This is a genomic window from Thalassoglobus sp. (assembly GCF_048270125.1).
Classification (GTDB): Bacteria; Planctomycetota; Planctomycetia; order Planctomycetales; family Planctomycetaceae; genus Thalassoglobus.
Genome location: NZ_JBLWTN010000004.1, coordinates 195,579 through 216,726, shown reverse-complemented (window position 1 = coordinate 216,726; position 21,148 = coordinate 195,579). Strand labels below are relative to the sequence as shown.

At 50.4% G+C, this 21,148-nt stretch carries 15 protein-coding genes and 1 tRNA gene; 9 read left to right on the top strand and 7 right to left on the bottom strand.

The window, feature by feature from the left end:
- Window positions 1–29: 29 nt before the first annotated feature.
- The 3 genes from ACN0YR_RS07075 to ACN0YR_RS07065 all read right to left on the bottom strand — a co-directional run bounded on the left by ACN0YR_RS07075 (window position 30) and on the right by ACN0YR_RS07065 (window position 3,743).
- The gene (locus ACN0YR_RS07075) at window positions 30–773 is read right to left on the bottom strand and encodes a glycosyltransferase family 2 protein (RefSeq protein ID WP_417848494.1); all 744 of its coding nucleotides are present in this window, start codon (window positions 771–773) and stop codon (window positions 30–32) included.
- A gap of 351 nt (window positions 774–1,124) precedes the next feature.
- The gene (locus tag ACN0YR_RS07070) at window positions 1,125–1,700 is read right to left on the bottom strand and encodes a c-type heme family protein (RefSeq protein ID WP_417848493.1); all 576 of its coding nucleotides are present in this window, start codon (window positions 1,698–1,700) and stop codon (window positions 1,125–1,127) included.
- A 234-nt stretch (window positions 1,701–1,934) separates the two neighbouring features.
- Entirely contained in the window at window positions 1,935–3,743 is a 1,809-nt protein-coding gene (locus ACN0YR_RS07065; protein WP_417848492.1) for a M3 family oligoendopeptidase, read from the bottom strand.
- Between the two features lie 420 nt (window positions 3,744–4,163).
- Between ACN0YR_RS07065 and ACN0YR_RS07060 the strand changes: the two genes are divergently transcribed.
- The 4 genes from ACN0YR_RS07060 (at window position 4,164) to ACN0YR_RS07045 (ending at window position 8,761) form a co-directional block, all read left to right on the top strand.
- Complete coding sequence (locus ACN0YR_RS07060) at window positions 4,164–5,615, top strand: sulfatase (RefSeq protein WP_417848491.1); 1,452 nt, start codon at window positions 4,164–4,166, stop codon at window positions 5,613–5,615.
- Between the two features lie 86 nt (window positions 5,616–5,701).
- On the top strand, window positions 5,702–7,177 hold the full coding sequence (locus tag ACN0YR_RS07055; protein WP_417848490.1) for a hypothetical protein: 1,476 nt from the start codon (window positions 5,702–5,704) through the stop codon (window positions 7,175–7,177).
- Window positions 7,178–7,402: 225 nt separating this feature from the next.
- On the top strand, window positions 7,403–8,293 hold the full coding sequence (locus tag ACN0YR_RS07050) for a hypothetical protein (protein ID WP_417848489.1): 891 nt from the start codon (window positions 7,403–7,405) through the stop codon (window positions 8,291–8,293).
- 394 nt (window positions 8,294–8,687) lie between these two features.
- Window positions 8,688–8,761: transfer RNA gene (locus tag ACN0YR_RS07045), tRNA-Arg, on the top strand.
- Between the two features lie 106 nt (window positions 8,762–8,867).
- On the opposite strand, the gene ACN0YR_RS07040 is transcribed toward ACN0YR_RS07045, so the two are convergent.
- Window positions 8,868–10,382 carry a hypothetical protein gene (locus ACN0YR_RS07040; protein ID WP_417848488.1) on the bottom strand — a complete coding sequence of 505 codons (1,515 nt, stop codon included), beginning with the start codon at window positions 10,380–10,382 and terminating at the stop codon, window positions 8,868–8,870.
- A 321-nt stretch (window positions 10,383–10,703) separates the two neighbouring features.
- Between ACN0YR_RS07040 and ACN0YR_RS07035 the strand changes: the two genes are divergently transcribed.
- From ACN0YR_RS07035 to ACN0YR_RS07025, 3 genes are all read left to right on the top strand, one after another.
- Window positions 10,704–11,933 (top strand): DNA polymerase Y family protein, encoded by a 1,230-nt coding sequence (locus ACN0YR_RS07035; protein ID WP_417848487.1) that lies wholly within the window; start codon window positions 10,704–10,706, stop codon window positions 11,931–11,933.
- Complete coding sequence (locus tag ACN0YR_RS07030; protein ID WP_417848486.1) at window positions 11,933–12,397, top strand: hypothetical protein; 465 nt, start codon at window positions 11,933–11,935, stop codon at window positions 12,395–12,397. The genes ACN0YR_RS07035 and ACN0YR_RS07030 overlap by 1 nt, the downstream gene beginning before the upstream one ends.
- A gap of 303 nt (window positions 12,398–12,700) precedes the next feature.
- Window positions 12,701–15,322, top strand: a complete 2,622-nt coding sequence (locus ACN0YR_RS07025) for a PVC-type heme-binding CxxCH protein (protein WP_417848485.1) — start codon at window positions 12,701–12,703, stop codon at window positions 15,320–15,322.
- A gap of 314 nt (window positions 15,323–15,636) precedes the next feature.
- On the opposite strand, the gene ACN0YR_RS07020 is transcribed toward ACN0YR_RS07025, so the two are convergent.
- Window positions 15,637–16,254, bottom strand: coding sequence for a c-type heme family protein (locus ACN0YR_RS07020; protein WP_417848484.1), 618 nt, complete (start codon window positions 16,252–16,254; stop codon window positions 15,637–15,639).
- A gap of 199 nt (window positions 16,255–16,453) precedes the next feature.
- Entirely contained in the window at window positions 16,454–16,876 is a 423-nt protein-coding gene (locus ACN0YR_RS07015; RefSeq protein WP_417848483.1) for an RrF2 family transcriptional regulator, read from the bottom strand.
- Between the two features lie 281 nt (window positions 16,877–17,157).
- Between ACN0YR_RS07015 and ACN0YR_RS07010 the strand changes: the two genes are divergently transcribed.
- Both ACN0YR_RS07010 and ACN0YR_RS07005 read left to right on the top strand, forming a co-directional pair.
- A complete protein-coding gene (locus ACN0YR_RS07010; protein WP_417848482.1) occupies window positions 17,158–19,413 on the top strand; it encodes a nitric-oxide reductase large subunit in 2,256 nt (751 codons plus the stop codon).
- A 70-nt stretch (window positions 19,414–19,483) separates the two neighbouring features.
- Window positions 19,484–19,834, top strand: a complete 351-nt coding sequence (locus tag ACN0YR_RS07005) for a cupin domain-containing protein (protein ID WP_417848481.1) — start codon at window positions 19,484–19,486, stop codon at window positions 19,832–19,834.
- 352 nt (window positions 19,835–20,186) lie between these two features.
- Here the strand turns inward: ACN0YR_RS07005 and cysK are convergent, their stop codons facing one another.
- On the bottom strand, window positions 20,187–21,119 hold the full coding sequence (gene cysK, locus ACN0YR_RS07000) for a cysteine synthase A (protein WP_417848480.1): 933 nt from the start codon (window positions 21,117–21,119) through the stop codon (window positions 20,187–20,189).
- Between the last annotated feature and the right edge of the window lie 29 nt (window positions 21,120–21,148).

The following is a 21,148-nucleotide window of genomic DNA, read 5'->3' as shown; positions in this document are numbered from 1 at the left end:
AGTGCGTGCGTGTCTTTTGAGTTGGGCAGTCAGGAAGAGGAACGCCCCTCCCCGCAGGGAACGTCTTGCGATTCCATCTCTCGTTTCAGTATCTGTTGATAATAGGCCATCCGCTTCTCAGAATCATCCAGAGAACCGCCGAATGAACGTTCTTCCTCAAGATAAATCAGCGGAACTGGAAATTCCGTGATTCTCAACCCATGTCGCACAGCTTGAACCCAAAGCTGCAACGGCATCGCATATCCGAGTTCGGTGATCTCGAAACAGGGCAGGGCAGCAACGCGATAGGCTTTGAATCCACAAAAAGAGTCTGTCAATTCAAGACCAAAGCACTCTTTCAGTTGCTGATTAATACGAAAGTTGATGGCCCGCCGATCTTCGGGAGGAACGCTATTTGTATCAAGTTCTTGCAGATATCGACTCCCAGAGACGATATCCCACGGCTGACTTCCATCCAACTCGACGGCAGCTGCCATCTGCGGGATCAATTTCGGGGCATGCTGACCATCACAGTCGATTGTGACAAGCAGATCGTATTCATTCTCGATCGCATAGTTGAAAGCGCTTCTCAGACCGGCCCCGTACCCTTGATTCACAGTATGGTGAATCAGATGAATTCCTTCGATTTCGTCAAGAAGTTCAGTCGTCCCGTCAGTTGACCCGTCATTCACCACGAGAATCTCATCGCAGTATCGACGCACCTCATCCAGCACGCCGTGAACATGATTCACTTCGTTGTAGACGGGGAGCGCGGTTAAAACTCGTGATGACATCTGTGATCCAAATTCGCTGAAAATGCAAAACTGTCTGTACTGAGCTGTCCGTACCCTCAGAGAAGCCGCAAGAATCACAAAATTCTAATAATTTCACAGCCAAAATGACAGGTCTCCGAAACCTCTCGTTCCGCTGGAAATTGTCATAACAGACGACCAAACAATGTCCAGCTCAACTGCGCCGCTCTTGCGATTGATGAGTTACGTAAAACGCTTGTTCAGCAATAGTTTAAGCCGACTCCCGGGGCAGGACAATGAGTTTTTTTTGAATTCCTCACGACTCATTCGTGAGGAATCTGTCTCAGAGTCGACTCTTCCGAAAGTGACACAGCCGAAAACAGCCTTCGGGACTCACTCGGCTGCCGCATCAGCTGCTGTTTTCTTCAATGGAATCGAAATCACAAGTCCGGCTGCTCGATCCTTGTTGTTGGAACGTCGCGGGACATGACACTTCAAACAGCGAGAAGATAAACGAACGGTTCCGACGTACTGAAAAACTTCGTCCGTTGCACTTTCATACTCTTCCTTGCCTGTGATCAAGGCCTTGACGGCATCTTTTTCGAATTTTGATTTCGGCTCGTTATCAACGTTCATCGCCTCGGTATTCACGGAAATCCATCGCATCGACACGCCTTGCGCGTGCTTCAATTCTTCGAACACTTCTTCAAATGACGCCGACGGAATCTTCAGCGACTCCTCTTCATCAAAGAAATCTCGATGAACGATTTGCAACATACCGTGTACAGTTTCATGCAGCAGCTTTGCTTGCTGTCGAGCCTCTACAACACTCTTTGTTTTTTGCGGGCTGCCTTCTTCACTCGCTGCCTTCGCTGGCTCATCCGCCGTGGCGCTGGGACGAAAAACAGATGCATCAGACACTAGCAACATCGCGAAGATGGCGAGTGCGCGCGAAGATTTATTCATCATGGAATCGGAACCTTTCGAGAGAAAATTATTGATCGCTTTCCAGACTCTTTCGTTTGAGACCAGATAAAACCATGTGCGAGGGCAGAAGTTCACACTCAAATAAAGAGTCCACTCACTTCTGCAATCCGTGGCTCCCAAGCATTCCGCGAAATAAAAAAACGCTTAGTGGGACACATTCTCAGTGTACCTCTAAGCGTTTTCAGATGTCGACAGTTAAATTTGGACATTTCTGTCCTAAATCATATTTTCGCTCACTTTTAAGAATTCTTCGACACGAGCGTCGATGATATCAATACTCTTGTTCCAGAACTCTGGTTTGGTGAGATCGTAGCCAAGAGTCGACTGAACAGCCTCCTCAGCATTCATACAGCCTGTCGCAATGAGAAGCTCGCGATATTTGGTCGGAAAATCATCTCCGAATTCATCTGCTGTTGAATAGACACCCAGTGAAAGCAAATAGCCGAAAGTATATGGGAAGTTGTAGAAGGGCCATCCGGTGATGTAGAAGTGCAGCTTCGAAATCCAGAATGCATTGGACCAGTCTTCAAAGGAATCGCAGTATGCCTCCTTCTGAGCATCGAGCATGATCGCGGTGAGCCGCTCTGCCGACAGTTCTCCTTCGGCACGCTCAACGTGAAATTGATTTTCAAAAATGAACCGAGCGTGAATGTTCATCATGAACGCGACTGAATCGCTCAGCATGTTGTTGAGAATCCCCAGCTTCTTCGCCGGCGAATCGGCCTCTGCGAGTCGTTGATCACCAAGGACGGCTTCAGCAAAAGTCGATGCCGTTTCGGCCAGATTCATCGGATAGTCCTGAAGCAAGAACGGCTGCTCACGCAGGACATGCGAATGGTAGGCATGCCCCAGTTCATGAGCGAGCGTCGACATATCATCAGCGCTGTTCTTGTATGTCATGAAGATCCGCGATTGCTTCTTGGTCGGCATCCCGGTGCAGAATCCGCCTTGTCGTTTCCCTTCACGATCTTCAACTTCGACCCAACCTTCGTTGAGTGCTTTCTCAGCGAAATCGCCTAAGTGATCACTGAATCCATGAAAGGTTTTGATGACAGTGTTGCAGGCGTCATCGTAGCTGAGGGAATCTCCTGTCCCTTGTGATGCCTGCGGGATGGGTGCCAGTTGATCGTACCAGGCCATCTTCTCCACGCCGAGCAGTTGCGCCTTCCGTTCGAAGTACCTCAGGAGAGGTTCTTTTCGGTTGGTGATGACATCCCACATCGTGTTGAGCGTTTCGCGCCGCATCCGATTGTATCGCAACGGAACCGTGAGATGGTCTTCGACTCCGAGTCGTCGATACTTCGCAAGGCGAGTTCCGGCGATATGATTGAGCGCATCAGCACAGTTATCTGCCTGTGTGTTCCATGCCTTCTCGATAGCATAAAAGTTGTTCTGCCGCGTCTTGCGGTCGGGGAGATCAACCCGCACCTGACCGGGCGATTTCTTAACGATCTCACCTTTTTCCATTAACTCGACACGTAACGCTCCGGAGATACGTTCGTACATCCGCCCCCAGGCATGAATCCCATCGACACCCAATTCCGCTGCGAGCATTTCCAGATCTTTAGGAAGTCGTAATTGTACATTTGAGCGACATTCTTCGAGAAAGAACTTCACTTTTGCAAGCCGATCGTCCGCCTCTGCGAAAGCATTGAGTTGCTCGTCCGAAAGATCTCGAAAAGCAGATTCCACATTTGTGAAAACTTGATTGGAAAGCGGCCCCAAGGCGGCCAGTGAAGCTTCCATCTGTTGAAACAGTTTGTTTCCTGCATCTGCGGCAGCGTGACAGCCAATGAAGGCATTCAAATCAGAAGAGCGACCGAAAACATCAACCACACGATCCAGGAAATCCGCCCAGACAGATGCAACTTCCGGAGCAATCGCAGGAAGAGACTCAGAATCATCAGCGAGTTGTTTCAAATCTTTTTTGTACTCGTCGAAAATCTTTTTGAACTCATCCTTCTCCGGGTGAGGATAAAGTGAATCGAGATCCCAGGTCAGGGCATATTGTGCAACTGTGCTCATTGTGCTTCTTCAATCCGTTTTGCGAAGGGGTTGACGATGACTGATTCTCATTCAAATCTGTGATCAGGAGTTATGATCGCGGAACTTTCCGACTTCATGAGACGCGAGAGAGCAGCTTATTAAACAAAATCCTGATTCGCGAGTGGGAAAGGCCAACACAAGAAAAATTCTTACCGACAATCGCCAGTCACATCATCAACCGGAATCAGCCGGACCAAATCAGAGCAGAGCCGGAATTCGTTCCGGTAGCATGTATTTTCCATGACAGCTCAGTAAAGTTTGAAGCAGGAAATTCTAGAACCAGTCCGAAAGCATCTGGAACAACCGCTTTCCTCAACGCCTGAGAGAGCAATCTCAAGTTTCAGGATCAGTTCTAAAACTGAGTCAAATCCATAAACAGAACAATGTAAGGTCTCGCTGATGAAAACTTTGACCATCTCAAACGTCTTCACCATTCTCAGTCTGTTCTGCTGTTTCACAATCTTGACAGACTTGGCAGAAGCTGCTGAGAACAAGAAACCGAATGTTGTCCTGATCCTCGTTGACGACATGGGTTGGATGGACCTCTCATGTCAGGGATCAGATTACTACAAAACTCCCCACATCGACAAACTGGCAGCCGAAGGAATGCGTTTCACCGACGCATACGCCGCCTGTTCTGTTTGCAGCCCAACACGTGCCGCGGTGATGACAGGTCGATTACCCGGCCGCATCGGAGTGACCGACTGGATTCGTGCACGATTTCAGCGAGGCGATATCGGAACGCCCGAAGCGAATCCAACTGAATACGTCGGCGGGAAGAAACAAAAGCTTCTTTGTCCACCAAATCCATATTGGCTGGAGCACGAAGAAATCACAGTTGCGGAGTTACTTCAACACGAAGGATATAAAACGTGCCACATCGGCAAGTGGCACTTGGGAGATCCGGACTGGTATCCACTATCACAGGGCTTTGACATCAATATCGGCGGTTGTGATTTGGGACAACCACCATCTTATTTCGATCCATATTCACACCCACGCTACTCTTTCGAGGAGAGTTTCAAACCGCGAAAGAAAGATGAGTTTCTCACACATCGTGAAGGAGACGAAGCGAAGCAGTTCATTCGCGCGAACAAAGAGAATTCGTTTTTTTTGAGCTATTGCCCATATGCGGTCCATACGCCAATCCAGGCGATTGATGAAGTCGCAGCCAAGTACCGCAAGGAGGGAAAGAAAGAAATTCAAGCAAAATACGCAGCCCTCGTCGAAAGTGTCGATGATGCCGTCGGAATGATCGTGGACGAATTGCAATCACAGAAACTTCTCGACAATACATTGATCATCTTCACCTCAGACAACGGAGGACTGAAAGGTCCGACGGATAACACGCCACTGCGATCAGGCAAGGGCTATGCCTACGAAGGCGGAATTCGAGTCCCCTTCATCGCTCGCTGGCCGGGAGTCGTCCCTGCCGGAACAGTTTCGCACGAACCGATTATGAGCATCGATCTGCTCCCCACAATTTGCGAAGCTGTCGGCGTCTCCGTCCCCGACGATCGCGCCATCGATGGTGTTTCCTTGCTGCCGTTGTTCAAGAACGAATCACATCAACTGGAAGACGATAGAGTCCTCACCTGGCACTTTCCCCATTATCGCCATGCTCCCGGTCCCTATTCCATCATTCGAGATGGAGACTGGAAGTTGATTCAGTGGTACGAGGGAAAGAAAGAACTCTACAACCTCGCAGATGATCTCTCCGAGTCGAAAGATTTGTCCAGCGAACATCAAGAACAACTCGTAAAACTGGAGCAGAAACTCGCTCGAGAACTGAAACAGCAAGGGGCCAAACTTCCCAAGCTCAACCCAGAGTATGATCCGCCAACGAAATAATTCGAGACAACATTCGTACAGACGATTTTGATTGAGGAAGGGTGACAAGCTCCGTGCCACGTGTATTGAAAATTCTTCGATCAACGATGCCACTTCAAGCACGACGGCTTGATTTGTCCCTCTTACGTGCAGGCTTCGTTTTATCGACGCTTCTTTGGTTGATCATTTGGATTGAGAACACGACTCAGGTGCAATCGCTGCAACTGGGACGCACGCTGACGTATTGGTTCTACCCCACGAGCCTGCTGTTGCTGGGCTATCTTGCGGGGCGACTCAACCGAGAGACTGTTGGTGATGCCAGTTCAGGATACCTGAGTCTGATCTACCTGACGGGAACGCGTCGCTGGGAGTGGACTCTCACTCGAATTGCCCAGATATGGATCGGGTTTCTCTCTGTCTGGGTAGTTCGGATTCCGTTCCTGTACTTAATCTTCACACTTGGTGGCATTCGCTTTCACGAACTCATTGTTCTGGAGGTGACGCTCCTGTTCGTCTTCGCAGCCGCCGCCTCACGATCAATGGTTTACTCTCACAATTCGGACAACCGAAGATCCGCGGACTGGGCAGGGTTGGGAGCCATTTTCTTTATCGAGATCACCCTGCTTTCCGGGCGGCTCATGATCGTTCTTCTGTCTCTCCTGAATATCAAAATTCCGATTTCTGTGATGCGCGTGACCGAACTCTTCGCAGAGTTTTCAATCTACTCCAGGCTCTTCGACTACTTCTTTATGGGACCAGTCTCAGCGGAAACCCTTGGAACAATACTGATTTATTTTGGACTCTCACTTTTCTGGCTGTGGCGATACCAACACCAGTTGTATCACTCTATTGGCGATTCTCCTGAACCGGCCCTGGCTGGGATGAAAGAGAAAAAGAAACCAACGCAACGACGATCGCAAACAGAACGATGCTGGGATGACGCTCTGGCTTGGGAAGTTTATGTGTACTACGCCGGAGGGCATAACAACACCACCGGTCGACTGATCCTGTACGGAACCGCATTTTTGCTCGTTACGTTTTGCGTGAGCAGTGGCATATTTTACAGTTTGATGGGCCTCACCCTTGTTGTTAGCGGCGCCACACTTTTCAACGTGATGAATTACCCCGCTCATAGTTTCGACAAAGAGGTCAAAGCGAGAACGCTCTCGTCACTCGTACTGACTCCGCACAGTGGGCTCGACATCTACCGAGGGTGGCGTCGGGGAACACTCTGGCTGGCAGCTCCCGACTTCATCTACGCAGGACTGGTTGCAGTCGTTTTGTACTTCCTTCACCCGGGTGCGACGGTCACCGTCATCTGCATCGCCTTGGCAATTTACGTGAGTGGCCCGTTGCTAATGCTCTCAGGGCTTGTCCCGATTTCACTAAAAGGACTTGGAACAGCATTGACGGTGATACTCGGGCTGACTGCCGTCGTAGTCAGCGGATCAATCGCAGCCGTGTTCATTTCACCCTATGCCTTTCCGTTTGTTGCAATCCCGGTTTACTGGGGCTTCAACCAATTATTGCTCTACAAGTTTGTGGAGCACTGGATGCAAATCAAAATTGAAGCGGAACTGTAATCTGGCAAAAATCTGACAAATACTAAAATCCATGCACTGCGAAATCTGCAAAAAATAATCGTGGAGATTTTCACACGTGTCGAGTACGATCAAACCCCCAACCAGCCCAGTCTGGAAACCGACGGCATGATGAATCTTCAGAGTGTTTGAGGGACCCAAAACAAAAAGCAAGACAAGCATCAGAATCAGTTCTATTCTTCGACAATGAGCAAGGAGCCAACTCGCATGTCACGAACTCTGAAAACAGTCGCAGTCAGTCTTTCGCTGTTCGTCCTGACCACGCACTCAATAGCGCAGGACAAACTGACTGCCATCTACGCACTCGATGTCGACGGTAAGAATGCTCGTATGATCTCTGACATGGAAGGTTTTCCAAGCGTTGGATCACCAGATGTTTCGCCCGACGGAACTCGCATAGCCTTTGACGGATGGCAAGAAGGCGAGAATAGTGGTGATGCCCAAATTTTCATCCTGGACATCAAAACATCAAAAACCCAGAGTGTCGGCTACGGAGCGATGCCGACGTGGTCAGCTGATGGAAAATATCTGGCCTATAGCAGCTATGATCCCCGAGGAGTCTGCATTCAAGCAGCCGATCGTGTTGCCTCGACGATTATTGATCCAAGCGGCTGGGGAATCCAGTGGTCTCCTGACGGCAAAAAACTCGCCTACACCTCGCGTGGCAACTTCATCATCTACGATCTCCTGACGAATTCCAAAAAAACGATCCAACCGCGAGCAGACAACCCGTATAGATCGATCTACTGGAATTCGGACTGGTCACCCGACTCGAAAAAACTTTGCTTCAAAGGAACCCTCGCAGATGGGACTTATGAAACCGCCATCGTTGATATCTCCGAAGATGAACCGAAATTGACAGTTTGTTATGCATACAAGGGTGGCTACGGAAACGAGTTCGCCTGGCATCCCGACGGGGACCGAATCACCACTGTCAAATGGAGCAAGGGAGCTCAAATTCACAGTTTCAAACCAGCAGCGAACGTCGAAACATCTCCCTTGGAAGGCCAGCCAACTGACCGTGACAACGTCGCTGTCGACTGGAGCCGAGACGGAAAAACTCTTTACTTCGTCAGCCGACCCAGAAAATCTGAGTGAGTTCTCAGCAATTCCGGACTACCACTTTATTGCGGCCCTCACGAACGAATGCATCTGACTGGATGCCTGAATCGCTGATGCCGGAAATTTGGAGGGGAAGTCCACTTTTTGGCGAAAGACATGTTGTCGCGATTGGTGAATTTGAGGGAGCGAAAAAAGGTGAGGAACCAAGCTTCGCTCCCTCCATCTTTTCCCTCACGTTCTGCAGCAAAACCATCCAGTCATCAAAAACTCTTTCGACCAGTTGCACTGACTCCCCGAAATCTGCATACTCCCCCACATCGCAAGGTTTCAGCTTGAAATAGGGTTGAAGTTGCGCACCGGATGCGGTCTCGATGTGTCTCACCAAGCTCATCATCAGAGACAACATCAAATAGCATGAATAACTCACCATGCGCCAGTAGCTCAGTTGGATAGAGCAGCGGACTTCTAATCCGCAGGTCGGGGGTTCGAATCCCTCCTGGCGTATTTGTTATCAAACGACTTACGACGATTTTCGATTTTGCCAGCGCCCTGCCGTGCCAGCGCCCTGCCAGTGGGCTTGTTCGAGCTGACTGGCCATTCTGAGTTGTTATCAGCCAATAGCAGCCCGGGTTCTTTCGACCAGAGGGCTTTGGCGGTCGTTTGACCCCTTGAGGCTGAAGACCGACAACGCCAGGTAATCATCTCGCCAGGTTGGGCTGAGGTGAGAAAAGTCTTCGAGAACAGCTGAACTGTACTTGTAGTCGTGAGCATTACGGCCACGGAGGAAAATCTGGCGGCGAGCTTCGTCGATCAGGGGAGCGGGAGCGCCACCATTGCTGAGATATTTTCGCACGAGCATCGATGCGTCGAGCTTGTTCGAAGAAATCTCCGCGATGATCGACTCAACGTCCGGCTTCTCATCCGTCGCTTTCTCTTCCCAGGTGTCATAGTTCATCGGACTGAGTTGACCGCGCCCCTTGGCTGACTCACGGAAATACGGATTGAAGGAACTGGCCTGCAGCAACAGTTTCCGTTTCAGCAGTTCATCGTCCGTATTGTCGTAGATGAAGCGGACGGCATTTGCAGTCGTCAGCCCGTGCAGCCCAACGATGCCAGGTTGTCGCATGAGGAGTTCCATTGCACTCATGAAAACTCCGTCCCAGACCGACTGAGGGCCAACCCCATTTGACATCGCGGAAGCGACCAGTTCGGAAATGTTCGCGGGGGCGGCAGTTCGTCCTTCTTGAATTAGCTCACGCGTGAACTTGTCATCGAGTTGGCCTTTGTTCCAATCCTCTCCGAGTTTTGTCGCTCTCGGCTCGTTGACTCGCCATGCAAGGTCGACAGCGTGCTGATTGTCAGAGGGGTTTGACTCTCCCTGATGATTGAGTAAGGCGAAGGTGAGCGACCGGAGCACAGGCTCGGCATTTTCCCAGCCAATTGCATCCAAGGTTCGCCAGCCATTTGCCAGATAAATCGCTTTGTGCCCGATCGAGCGAAAATCACGAGCGGCATACTGAGCAAACAGATTGAAAACGTCTTTCCTTGGTAGATGCCGGACGATCGCGGCGGTGGCGACATCAGCCTGTTCGACATCCCAGCTCTCCATTGCTTCAATGAATGCTTGCCGGGCTTTCTCTTTGGTGGGGACTTGCGATTCATTCACCGCCTGCAAGTGCCAACCGCTACGTCGGGCTTCATCTGCCTGTGAATCTTTGAAATAGTCGATCGCCCAGAAAATCGGTAACCAGCGATCCTCGTCCGGTCCAGCCAGGCTGGCGAGGTGACACGAGTTGACGACCAGCACGCAATGAAACTTGAACCCGACTGATGGCCGTGGCTGCACATTGCGAACACCAGCATAGAGCAGGGCGGCCAGCACTTCGCGATAGGTCGTTCCCGATTGGATTTTCTGAGCAACTTGCTCCAGCAACCGCTGCCGTGGGGTCTCTTCGATCAACCGCACCAGCGGTTCGATGTCATCGGTGAAGCGAACCATCCCCGGTGTCAGTGTCGCTTCCGCCCGAGAGACGTGCGGGAGATGAGAGAGGAAGGAAAGACCAGCTGCCGTGGAAGCGGCTGAAGACAAAAACTGTCGACGGTTGTGTGAGTGCGTCCGAGACATTGAGAAGCTCCTTATAGAAACTCATTCTCTAACATCATACACAATCGAGTTCACGAACAACAATGAGATTTGAGTTTCGGCACGTCCATCTTCTCTTTGCCGTTTGTGGTTGCCTGACTGCCCCCGCAGCCTCTCGACAACTTTTTACTCATTCTCACTCAACGCTCCTTACCTCAATGCTGATTCGCGAATTCCCTCAGTCTGTGATCTGCTTCCCGACCGCCCGTTAAAAACGAATCAATCAACTTATGAAATAGTCGACGATGCTCGATCACCCCCTCTCACCCTTGCACCTGTACAAACGAATACTACAATGCCGAAATGCCGTCACGACTAAACATCATTGGCCACCTTGATGCAGATTGCTTTTACGCATCGGCAGAGCGGGTACGGCATCCCAAGTTGCGAAACATTCCGGTCGGAATTCTTGGCAATCAGGGAGCGTGCGTCATTGCGAAGTCGTACGAAATGAAAGCATACGGAGTGAAAACCGGTGTTCCGATTTGGGAGGCAACGAAACTCTGTCCTCACGGGGTGTACGTCAAACGAGACTTTTACTGGTATGAAGTGCTCTCCAGAAAGATGTTGGAATGTGTCAACTCTGTCAGTCCAACCGTTGAGTATTATTCAATTGACGAATTTTTCTTTGATGCCTCATATCTCCCGCAGGCATTGAAAGGCACAATCCTGGAGGCAGCGAGAGCATTACAGGATCTTCTTCTGAAGCAGACAGGCGTTCCCATCAGCATCGGGCTCTCTCGTTCGCGCACACTCGCCAAACTGGCTTCGGACCACGGCAAACCCTTCGGCTGCTTCGTCTTATTAGATCCAGAGGAAATTGCAGATTTTGTTGAACTGATTGACGTTCGTGAAATTACAGGAATCGCAAATCGAAGTGCCATGAAACTTGCAGCCCATGGCATTAAAACCTGCGGCGACTTCCGCCGTGCAGACTCGAAACTCATCAATAAACTGCTCACGAAAACCGGCGAAGCTTTATGGTGGGAACTCCACGGAGAAGCACTCACGCCAATCTCTACACAACGCCCCATGCATAAAGCGATCGCACGCGGAGGGAGTATTGGCGAATCCACCAATGATCCAGACCGACTGCAGGCATGGCTCGTCCGTAATGTTGAACGACTCGTTGAAGCGATGCACTGGCATCGGTACGTGACACAACGCCTGACTGTATCGTTGTCTTACAAGGAAGGAGGACATTGCTCTGAGCGGTGCAAACTCCCCGAAGCCAGCAACGCATCCGAATTGATTCTGCCAGTCGCGAAACATCTGTTTGAACGGTGTTGGCTAAAGCAAATGAGACTCAGCCACATGCATATCATTGCGGACGAATTGCAGTTTCTTGGCGCTCATCAAAGGTCGTTATTCGTGACTCATCCTCCACGAATCGACGCAATCAAGCGGCTCGTCAATGACAAGTTCGGACGCTTCACAATCCGCAGCGGTGAAACACTTCCGCTCACGGAAATTTATCTGGACGACGCTCACAATTACGATATTTGCGATGTGTATGGAAAGAGCTGTTTCTGATGTTCGGAATCTCGCTTTTACGCCGTGAAGTCCCTGACGCACTCATTCAATCCTATCGGCTTCAAGAACGCATCGCCCGTCGGACCAAAGACTCTGACGAAGAGTTGCTGTTTTTTGATCAACACGACTTCCCCAGGCTGCCAGTCTGGATGGAGGGCCAACTACGATTCCTCCCATGGGGAAACCGCACCTCGCAGTCTCTTCTTCCTCGAACTCATTGGTGTCCATTCGAGAGCCTCGATGCAGGCAACTGGAGCTCATTGCAGCCAGTCGAAGTCGTCGTCCCCGCTTCGTTCGGCTGCGACCGTGGCGTCTGGTATCTCATCACGGAAGGAATCCGAGGTGTTGTCGTGAATGATCGACAACAACAGGTTGTCTATCCAATCTCAACACAAGCAACACACTACTACGAGGTAATGACCAGAAATCGCCGCATGCCCAATTTCGTTGGCGAAACAATTTAGAACACTCTCGTGTTTTCTGTGTCCGTGAAGAGAGCTTTTCATGTGATGAAGCACTCATCTCCACGAGACTGTTCACGTACATTTTTCAAAACTGTTCTAAACACTTTCGTGTTTCTCGTGTCCGTGAAGAGAGCTTTTCATGCGATGAAGCACTCATCTCCACGAAACAGAACGCAAGGACCAATATGAAAATATGAAATTTGTCCTGGAAAGAGTCGACACGGTACGACAAACATTGAAAACGCTGTAAGATCGTTTTTTGATAGCAAAACCTGAACAAGTGAAAGTTTGAAATTTGTCCTTATGATCAATCCACGATATGCCGCTCTGATTTGTTTCTACGTTTGCATGCCCGGAGTACTGAAAGCAGAAGAACGAGAAGTAGACATACAGATCCTACAACCGGGCGTGAAGCTCTCGATGGTGGCAGAACACCCATTGTTGGCGACGCCGACAGGAATTGATGTCGACGAACAGGGCCGAATCTGGGTGGTTGCGACGCACACTCATTTTCCGCCGACCGATTATGTTGGACCGAAACAAGATGAAATACTTGTCTTCACGGAAAGTCGCGATGCAGGACAACCACCACAACGGCAGGTGTTCTACAACTCCACCGTCGCCACAATGGATCTTGAACTTGGTAAGGAGGGCTGGGTCTATCTGGCAGAGCGGGGTCGAATTCTGCGAATCAAAGATACCGATGGAGACATGGTCGCCGATGTTGAAGAAGTCATCATCAATCTCGACTCGGAAGCCGACTACCCGCACAACGGTCTCGAAGGACTCGCCTGGCATCCGAGCGGCGATCTTGTTTTCGGACTGGGAGAAAATTTTGCGAAACCGTGGACTTTAACCGGGACTGATAAGTCATCAGTCATCGGAGCCAGCAAAGGGGGGATCTTTCGATGCTCACCCGACGGAAAAAATCTACGGCGAATCGCCTACGGGTTCTGGAACCCGTTTGGAATCTGCGTTCGTAGCGACGGTGAGATTTTTGCAGCCGAGAACGATCCGGGAGAGAGACCGCCATGCCGAGTACTTCACATCATCGAAGGTGGAGACTATGGCTATGAGAGATCATACGGACGAGAAGCACATCACCCCTTCATCGCGTGGAACGGCGAGTTAGCCGGGACACTTCCCATGATTCATCCCTCGGGAGAAGCTCCTTGCGGGATCTTGCCTCTCGGTCGCGGATTATTGGTTCCCTCTTGGGCTGACCACAAAATCGATTTCTTGCCGCTCCAACCCAAAGGGGCAAGCTATACCTCGGAGCCTGTCACATTGCTTCAAGGCAGCCGATACTTCCGACCAAGTTGTATTGCAAGCGTCCCCGGAGGAGAGGGTGGCACAGGACAAAAACGGACATGGTATTTCGCTGACTGGGTCGATGGGCGTTATGAATCTCATGGGTATGGTCGTGTTTGGAAATTAGAAATCGACCTCGACCAAGCAGACTGGACAGGACCGCTCGATCTCGAACCTGTCACACCGGAAGCCGAACTGGCGAGTCAACTCCGAAGCGGTCACCATCAGGAAGGCTTGAAGTCGCTCCTCAAACTCGCAGGCAGCGATGATCCGTTTCTCGCACGCTCCACTCTCATCGCACTCGCACCACTAACTTCAAAATGGACATTAAAAGAAGTATTGAGCTGGTCTGCTGAGGACCGAAAGCAAGCGGTCATCGCGTTAAAGTTATCGAAAACCGATCCCGGCGAATGGGGACGTGAGTTCCTTCAGGACGAAAACAGTGACGTGCAATTTGAGACGCTACGGTGGATCACAACTGCTGAAGCAAAAGATTTCAAAATGGACGTTGAGCAATACATGAATCGCAGCGATCTCAGCTACCGACTGTTCGAAGCTGCCATTGCGACCTTTAATATTCTTGATGGAAATGGAGAAGCTGGAATACGCAATCCTGAGTTAATGCTGGCTCGCGTCAATGATGCCGACAGCGACCCACGCATACGCGCATTCGCCCTGAGGCTACTACCGGTTCAATCACAATCTCCCCCGAAAGATGGCAACACCGCAAGACAAAATTTCCCGAAAGGGCTGACTCTCGCGCTGTTGAAAGAGATGCTTGAAGTCGATGACGAAACATTGTCGCTGGAAGTGGTCCGCACACTTTCCGCAAATGCAGCTGTCTCCCACGAAATTTTGAGCGACATCGCCGCTGACCCTCAGCGAAGCCAAACGATCCGAGTCGAAGCGATCACTGGCCTGGCAACTGTTGCTGAACAATATCTGGACTTGTTGTTAAGCCTGTCCACGAGCGATGAAAAAGTCATTCGCGAAGAAGCTTTACGCAGCCTTCGGGCAGTTCAACTTTCGCCAGAGCAAATCGCGATTCTGAAAGAGGCTGCCACAAAGCATCCTGAATCTGCAGATTTCATTCAATCCGTTTTGAGCCCTAAAGTATTAGAACAGGGACGTCCTAAATTCACAGAGACGCAAGCTTGGCTCGACCTCTTGGACTCCATCGAAGCGCCGGTCGACGTCGACAACGGACGCCGGCTGTTTCACCATGCGAAGTCAGCACAATGTTCAAACTGCCACCGACACGATGGTCGCGGAAATGTCGTCGGACCAGATTTAAGCAGTGTGAGCCAACGCAAGGATCGCAAATGGTTATTGCAATCTCTCCTTGAGCCAAGTCGACAAATGGCTCCTGAGTATCAACCGCGCATTATCGTTTTGAAAGATGGTCGAACTTTCACAGGTATCCGATTACGTTCTTACACCAAAGAAGCGATTAGAGACTCCAACGGGCAGAACCGGGTCTTTGATCGTGATGAGGTCGAAGCGATGGTCGATTCTGATGTTTCGTTCATGCCCAGCGGGATTGCCAACACACTGACAATCCGTGAGCTCCGCGACCTTATCGCTTTCCTTGAAGCAGAGATTGACCAGAAGTAACTCGCCCAAGGCGAGAAAAACAAAGCAGCATTCGCAGATTGCAGGTTGGCGTCAAACCTCAGTAGAGCAGGGTGGTCCACTCATCGCGTTGTTCGATTGAGTATTCGCGTCCGGGCCTCGCGGCGCGCAGTCCATGAAGTCATGAAAGTGATCTTCACGGGCACAGCAAGTATTGAAACTGCTCAAAGAGAGGAGTCTTGCAAGCGACGATCTGTGATGAGCGGGCCAGCGAGCCTGCTCATCACAGCGAACGACATCTCAACTCGATTCCAACACCGCAGTCGATTGGATCGATCTACATCTTCTCGCCATGCCTACTCTGATTTCTTTGTTTTTGGCGCTGATTCTGGCGATGACTTCGAAGCTGGAGTCAGCACCACATCTTTATTCACAGGAACGCTGATCACCAATCCGGCGAACTGACGAGAGGTTGATGTGTTCGACAAACCAGCATGGCATCCAATACAGCCATGATTCAGGGAGATACTCCCCGCACGTCGATAATATCCATCTTCAACGGTTTCGAACTTCGATTCTCCTTTGGAGATTTCCATCGCTGCCCGTTTCTCGAAGTCCGTTTCAGGCTTATTGTCGATACTCATCGGTTTCAAACTCGCCGAAATCCATCGTGCTTTTGTATGTGTCCGACGTTCCATATCACGAAAGACATCTATCATTGCACGTGCCGGGACCATCGCACGGTCTCCATGGAAATAGCGGTCATGAAGAGTTTCAAGAGTTGAATTGTAGATGAAATGCATGAGCTCGGCTTGCTCACGTGCTTCCTCGAGTGAAACACGCGGGATCTCTTTTTGCTCTTCAACAGCTTCGGATTTCGTGGAACTCTTCTCTTCAGCAATCAACATCGCAGCTCCCAAAACGCAAATCAGACTCATCGTTGCGAATCGGGGGAAAATATTTCGGAAGGTCACAGCGCTCTCCTAAAGATGAGGAAGGTAATGGGGTGGGAACTCTTGTCGATTGATTGGCCTCTAGAGCAGTTTGCTCTACCGTCTGCCCGTGAGGAATGCGTTTCATCAATAAAAATGGTGTTCGCCACGAGGCAGAACCTGTACACCAATTCGAAAGATACTCTACTCCGAATTCGACTGAATCCATATTGGGCACGAATCAGGAAATCTCGCATAAGGGAACAACTGGATTTGTCGACTCAAGAATATTCTGGATGGTCACACGTGAAAAAGCTTGCTCCGTGGCAGCGTACGCTTTATCAAGTTCTTGATGCAGCGGACACAAGGATGTATGAGAAGGAAGTCCCAGCGGGCAATGATGGATTCGCTCAAGCGGTGAGACTGCATTCACGACGTCAAGAATTGTTATTTCTGCAGGAGATTGAGACAGCAGATACCCGCCTCCGGGACCGGGGCGAGACTGCACAAGATCGGCCTTCACAAGATCCTGAAGCACCTTGTGTAAGTATCTTCGCGGGATCTGAGTTCTCGTTGACAGGGAATCAGCAGCGATTGCCAACTCCGGCTCTCCAGCCAGGCACGCAACAGCACGTAGGGCATACTCTGCTGTCTTTGGTAACACAGAAACACTCCTCCTGAAAAACGAAATTTTCAAACTCGGCTCATTCTACACCTTGACGTGAACATTTCAAGAGTTATTCTCAGATTCACTTTCAATCCGTTTTGGATGAACGACTTATTCTTTTTATGACCTGCGCCATGAGCGTTTTTTTTCGCGAACGAAATCTACACCTCAACGTGCAGTTTATAAAAATTTCGGTTGAACGGATCAAAAGAAGTTACGGAACTCATTGAAACACAAATCTACTGACAAACCTCTTGGGACAATTCAAAGGAAGAGCAATGCGGCGTTTATGGATCGCTTTCACCCTTGTCATGGTCTTTTCATTTCTCGTTCTCGGTTGGATCGGAACGCGAATTTATCAGGAAATGCCACCAATTCCGGACCAGTTCGTTTCGACAGATGGAACGATCTTCATAGAGCGAGGTGAGATTTCAGCAGGGCAGAATGTGTGGCAGTCCATGGGGGGAATGCAGGTTGGGTCGATCTGGGGACATGGAAGTTATGTCGCTCCGGACTGGACGGCAGATTGGCTTCATCGGGAAGCGCTGTTCATTCTCAATCGATGGGCGGATGAAGAATTTCAGAGCGATTACGAAAACCTGTCAGAAGAGCGGCAAGGCCAACTGGTAGCTCGCTTAACGGAACTCTTGCACACCAACACGTTCGATCAATCGACAGGTGTCGTCACGCTTAACCCGCTTCGGCTCGAAGCGTTTCAAGCCAATCTCGATCACTACACTGATGTCTTCATGAAAGGAAATCCTGATTACGCGATTCCTCCGAACGCGGTCACCACTCCCGAACGCGTCCGTTTGTTATCAGTTTTTATCTTCTGGACGGCATGGGCTGCGTCGACCGATCGACCGGACGACATCTCCACTTACACAAACAACTGGCCGCATGAGCCACTCATCGGGAATCGCCCCACTGGGGACAACATCGTTTGGACAGGCGTAAGCATCATCGTTCTACTCGCAGGGATTGCGTCGATGGCTTGGTGGTACGCAGTCAAGCGATCCGAAGAGGAAGAACTGCCTCCTCCGGACTCGGACCCACTGGCACTCTGGGAAGCAACCTCTTCTCAGAAGGCGACCATTAAATACTTTTGGGTTGTATCCGCACTGATTCTTGTACAGATGCTGCTGGGGGTCGTCACCGCACACTACGGTGTTGAAGGGGATGGGTTCTATGGTTTTCCTCTTTCTGATTGGCTGCCGTACAGCGTAAGCCGAACCTGGCACGTTCAAATGGGACTCTTCTGGATTGCGACAGCCTGGCTGGCAGCCGGTCTGTTCATTGGTCCTCTTGTAAGTGGTGAAGAACCGAAAGGGCAAGCGCTCGGTGTGAATGTCCTGTTTGGTGCCTTATTGCTCGTAGTCGTTGGGTCGCTGACGGGTGAATGGTTGAGTATTCAGAACAAGATGTCGGATGCAGTCTCTTTCTACCTGGGACATCAAGGATACGAATACGTTGACCTTGGCCGCGTTTGGCAGATCGGCCTGATGATCGGCCTGCTATTGTGGCTGTTCCTGATGATCCGCGTCCTTCTTCCCGCCTTGCGAAAGACTGGTGAAACTCGACAACTTGTTGCGTTACTGGCTGTCGCAACAGGGGCGATTGCACTCTTCTACGGAGCCGGGCTGACCTGGGGACGACATACACACTTGTCGATTGTGGAATACTGGCGCTGGTGGGTCGTACACTTGTGGGTCGAAGGATTTTTTGAAGTCTTCGCCACAACTGTGATCGCTTTTCTTTTCATGCGTCTGAATCTCATTCGTCCGGGCATCGCAGCGGCTGCCGCATTGCTCTCAGCGACGATCTTCCTCGCCGGCGGAATTATCGGGACGTGCCACCACCTGTATTTCTCGGGAACACCGACCGTTGCACTTGTGTGGGGATCTGTCTTCAGCGCGTTGGAGGTCGTCCCGCTGGTCTTGGTCGGTTTTGATGCTACCGAAGACTTGCGGCGATCCAGAACATCCCCATGGGTTCAAAGATATAGATGGCCGATCTACTTCTTTATCTCAGTCGCCTTCTGGAATATGTTCGGCGCGGGACTGTTCGGTTTCATGATCAACCCGCCCATTGCTCTGTACTACATGCAAGGCTTAAATACGACACCGCTCCACGGTCATGCTGCGTTATTTGGAGTCTACGGAATGTTGGGGATCGGCCTGATGCTGGTCTGCTTACGAGTTCTGATTCCTGGACGAGAGTGGAAAGATGGCATGTTGAGATTCTCGTTCTGGTCGCTCAACGGTGGCTTAATGGCAATGTGTATTTTGAGCCTGTTACCCGTTGGGCTCATGCAGACAAAAGCGTCTGTCGAGCACAGTTACTGGTATGCTCGAAGTAGCGAATTCATGCAAACCGACCTGATGCAAACTCTTCGCTGGATGAGAGTCCCGGGAGATACAATCTTTTTCTTAGGAGCGGTCGCACTGGTGCTGTTCGTCGCAGGTTTACGGACCGGTCATTCATTTCGTCCGAATGGATCTGAAGTGACGGAGCATCATCTAGAAGAAAACTGATCAACATTTCCATTCAGACGAATCGGGTCAATCGATGCGATTCAACATCCATCAAAGCAAGGAGCAAAAAATGGCAATCCCACATGCACAACCGGGCGAAATTATTGATGTTCGTCCTCTGGGGGACAACTTACAGAAGGCTTCGACCAAAGCTCTTGTGAAAACAGGAACTCTCGAAGTCATCCGCATGGTGCTCCCGGCCGGGAAGGTTCTTAAGGATCACTCTGCACCTGGAGAAATCCTTGTCCAATGCATCGAAGGGAAGTTTGCGTTCACATCCATGGGAGAAACAAAACATCTGGAAGCAGGTGAAATGTTATATCTGTCAACTGCCGAAGAACATTCCGTCGAAGCCATTGAAGATTCGTCGTTCTTGTTGACAATTCTACTTCCTGAAAAAGACGCGTCGTCATCAGCTTGAAGATACAACTCGATAAAGCTTCGACCTCGCTTTTTCAAAAAACAAAAAACGCCGAGGAGACGAAATGTCTCTTCGGCGTTTTTTAAAGCATCTTTCGAAGTAGTTTGCAGGTTCTGCCTCGTGGCGAACAGTAATTTTACTAGAACTGATCCTGAAACTTGAAATTGCTCTCTCAAATGTTGAGGAAAGTGGCTATTCCAGAGGTTTTCGGACTGGATCTAGTGAAATGGGTTCTTCACGGGAACACGGTAGAGCAAGCTGCTCTAAGAACTACAACTCCTGCTGAATTGCTCGTATTCGTACGGATTTCAAGATTCTCCAGGAGGGCATTTTCGAAAATGCTGAGATAGAGTTAGTCTCGGCAGTGGTCAAAGAGAGAAGTCGACAAGTAACGCTCTCCGCTATCCGGGAGGATGACGACGATGTTCTTCCCCTTACTCTCCGGTCGGGCAGCGATTCGCAAAGCAGCAGCCATGGCTGCTCCGCCGCTGATTCCGCAAGTGATTCCTTCTTCAGAAGCGACACGAGGAGCCATCTCGAAAGATTCTTCATCGGTGACCTGAACAACTTCATCGACCATATTCATGTCTAGAGTGTTAGGGATAAAACCAGCTCCGAGCCCCTGAATTTTGTGCTTTCCAGGTGCACCGCCCGAAAGTACCGGACTCGCAGACGGCTCGACGGCAACCGCGTGCAGGGCATGCCCCTTTGCTTCTTTGAAGTACCGCGATACACCAGTAATTGTCCCCCCAGTGCCAACACCGGAAACCAGGATATCGACATTCCCGTCCATTGCTTCCCAGATTTCCGGACCTGTGGTTTTGAAATGGATTTCTGGATTCGCTGGGTTATTAAACTGTTGCGGCATGTAATAATCGGCTTGTTGCGAAAGCTCTTCCGCTCTGGAAATTGCTCCGCCCATGCCATCCGCTCCGGGAGTCAGCAGCAAAGTTGCGCCAAAACTTTTCAGCATCAATCGGCGTTCGACAGACATTGTATCCGGCATCGTCAAAGTGAGTGGATAGCCTTTTGCAGCACAAACAAATGCGAGAGCGATCCCGGTATTCCCGCTCGTAGGCTCGACGACTTTCATTCCAGGCTTAAGAACTCCACGTTCTTCTGCGTCGGCAATCATCGCAGCCCCGATGCGGCACTTAACCGAATAGGCAGGGTTGCGCCCTTCAGTTTTAGCAAGTACGGTCCCGTTCAGCCCTTTCGTCAGATGGTTGATTCGAACCAATGGTGTCCGCCCGATGGCTTCCGCGTTGTCTTTAAAGAAATGCATTCTCCGACTCCTTCCACTCAATGTTAGAA

Excerpts from the sequence above, each read along its gene's own strand:
- ACN0YR_RS07060 (WP_417848491.1), top strand. The coding sequence starts at position 4,164 with ATGAAAACTTTGACCATCTCAAACGTCTTCACCATTCTCAGTCTGTTC.
- ACN0YR_RS07010 (WP_417848482.1), top strand. The coding sequence starts at position 17,158 with ATGCGGCGTTTATGGATCGCTTTCACCCTTGTCATGGTCTTTTCATTT.
- cysK (WP_417848480.1), bottom strand. The coding sequence starts at position 21,119 with ATGCATTTCTTTAAAGACAACGCGGAAGCCATCGGGCGGACACCATTG.
- ACN0YR_RS07025 (WP_417848485.1), top strand. The coding sequence starts at position 12,701 with ATGATCAATCCACGATATGCCGCTCTGATTTGTTTCTACGTTTGCATG.
- ACN0YR_RS07005 (WP_417848481.1), top strand. The coding sequence starts at position 19,484 with ATGGCAATCCCACATGCACAACCGGGCGAAATTATTGATGTTCGTCCT.
- ACN0YR_RS07030 (WP_417848486.1), top strand. The coding sequence starts at position 11,933 with ATGTTCGGAATCTCGCTTTTACGCCGTGAAGTCCCTGACGCACTCATT.
- ACN0YR_RS07050 (WP_417848489.1), top strand. The coding sequence starts at position 7,403 with ATGTCACGAACTCTGAAAACAGTCGCAGTCAGTCTTTCGCTGTTCGTC.
- ACN0YR_RS07035 (WP_417848487.1), top strand. The coding sequence starts at position 10,704 with ATGCCGTCACGACTAAACATCATTGGCCACCTTGATGCAGATTGCTTT.
- ACN0YR_RS07075 (WP_417848494.1), bottom strand. The coding sequence starts at position 773 with ATGTCATCACGAGTTTTAACCGCGCTCCCCGTCTACAACGAAGTGAAT.
- ACN0YR_RS07055 (WP_417848490.1), top strand. The coding sequence starts at position 5,702 with ATGCCACTTCAAGCACGACGGCTTGATTTGTCCCTCTTACGTGCAGGC.
- ACN0YR_RS07040 (WP_417848488.1), bottom strand. The coding sequence starts at position 10,382 with ATGTCTCGGACGCACTCACACAACCGTCGACAGTTTTTGTCTTCAGCC.
- ACN0YR_RS07065 (WP_417848492.1), bottom strand. The coding sequence starts at position 3,743 with ATGAGCACAGTTGCACAATATGCCCTGACCTGGGATCTCGATTCACTT.
- ACN0YR_RS07070 (WP_417848493.1), bottom strand. The coding sequence starts at position 1,700 with ATGATGAATAAATCTTCGCGCGCACTCGCCATCTTCGCGATGTTGCTA.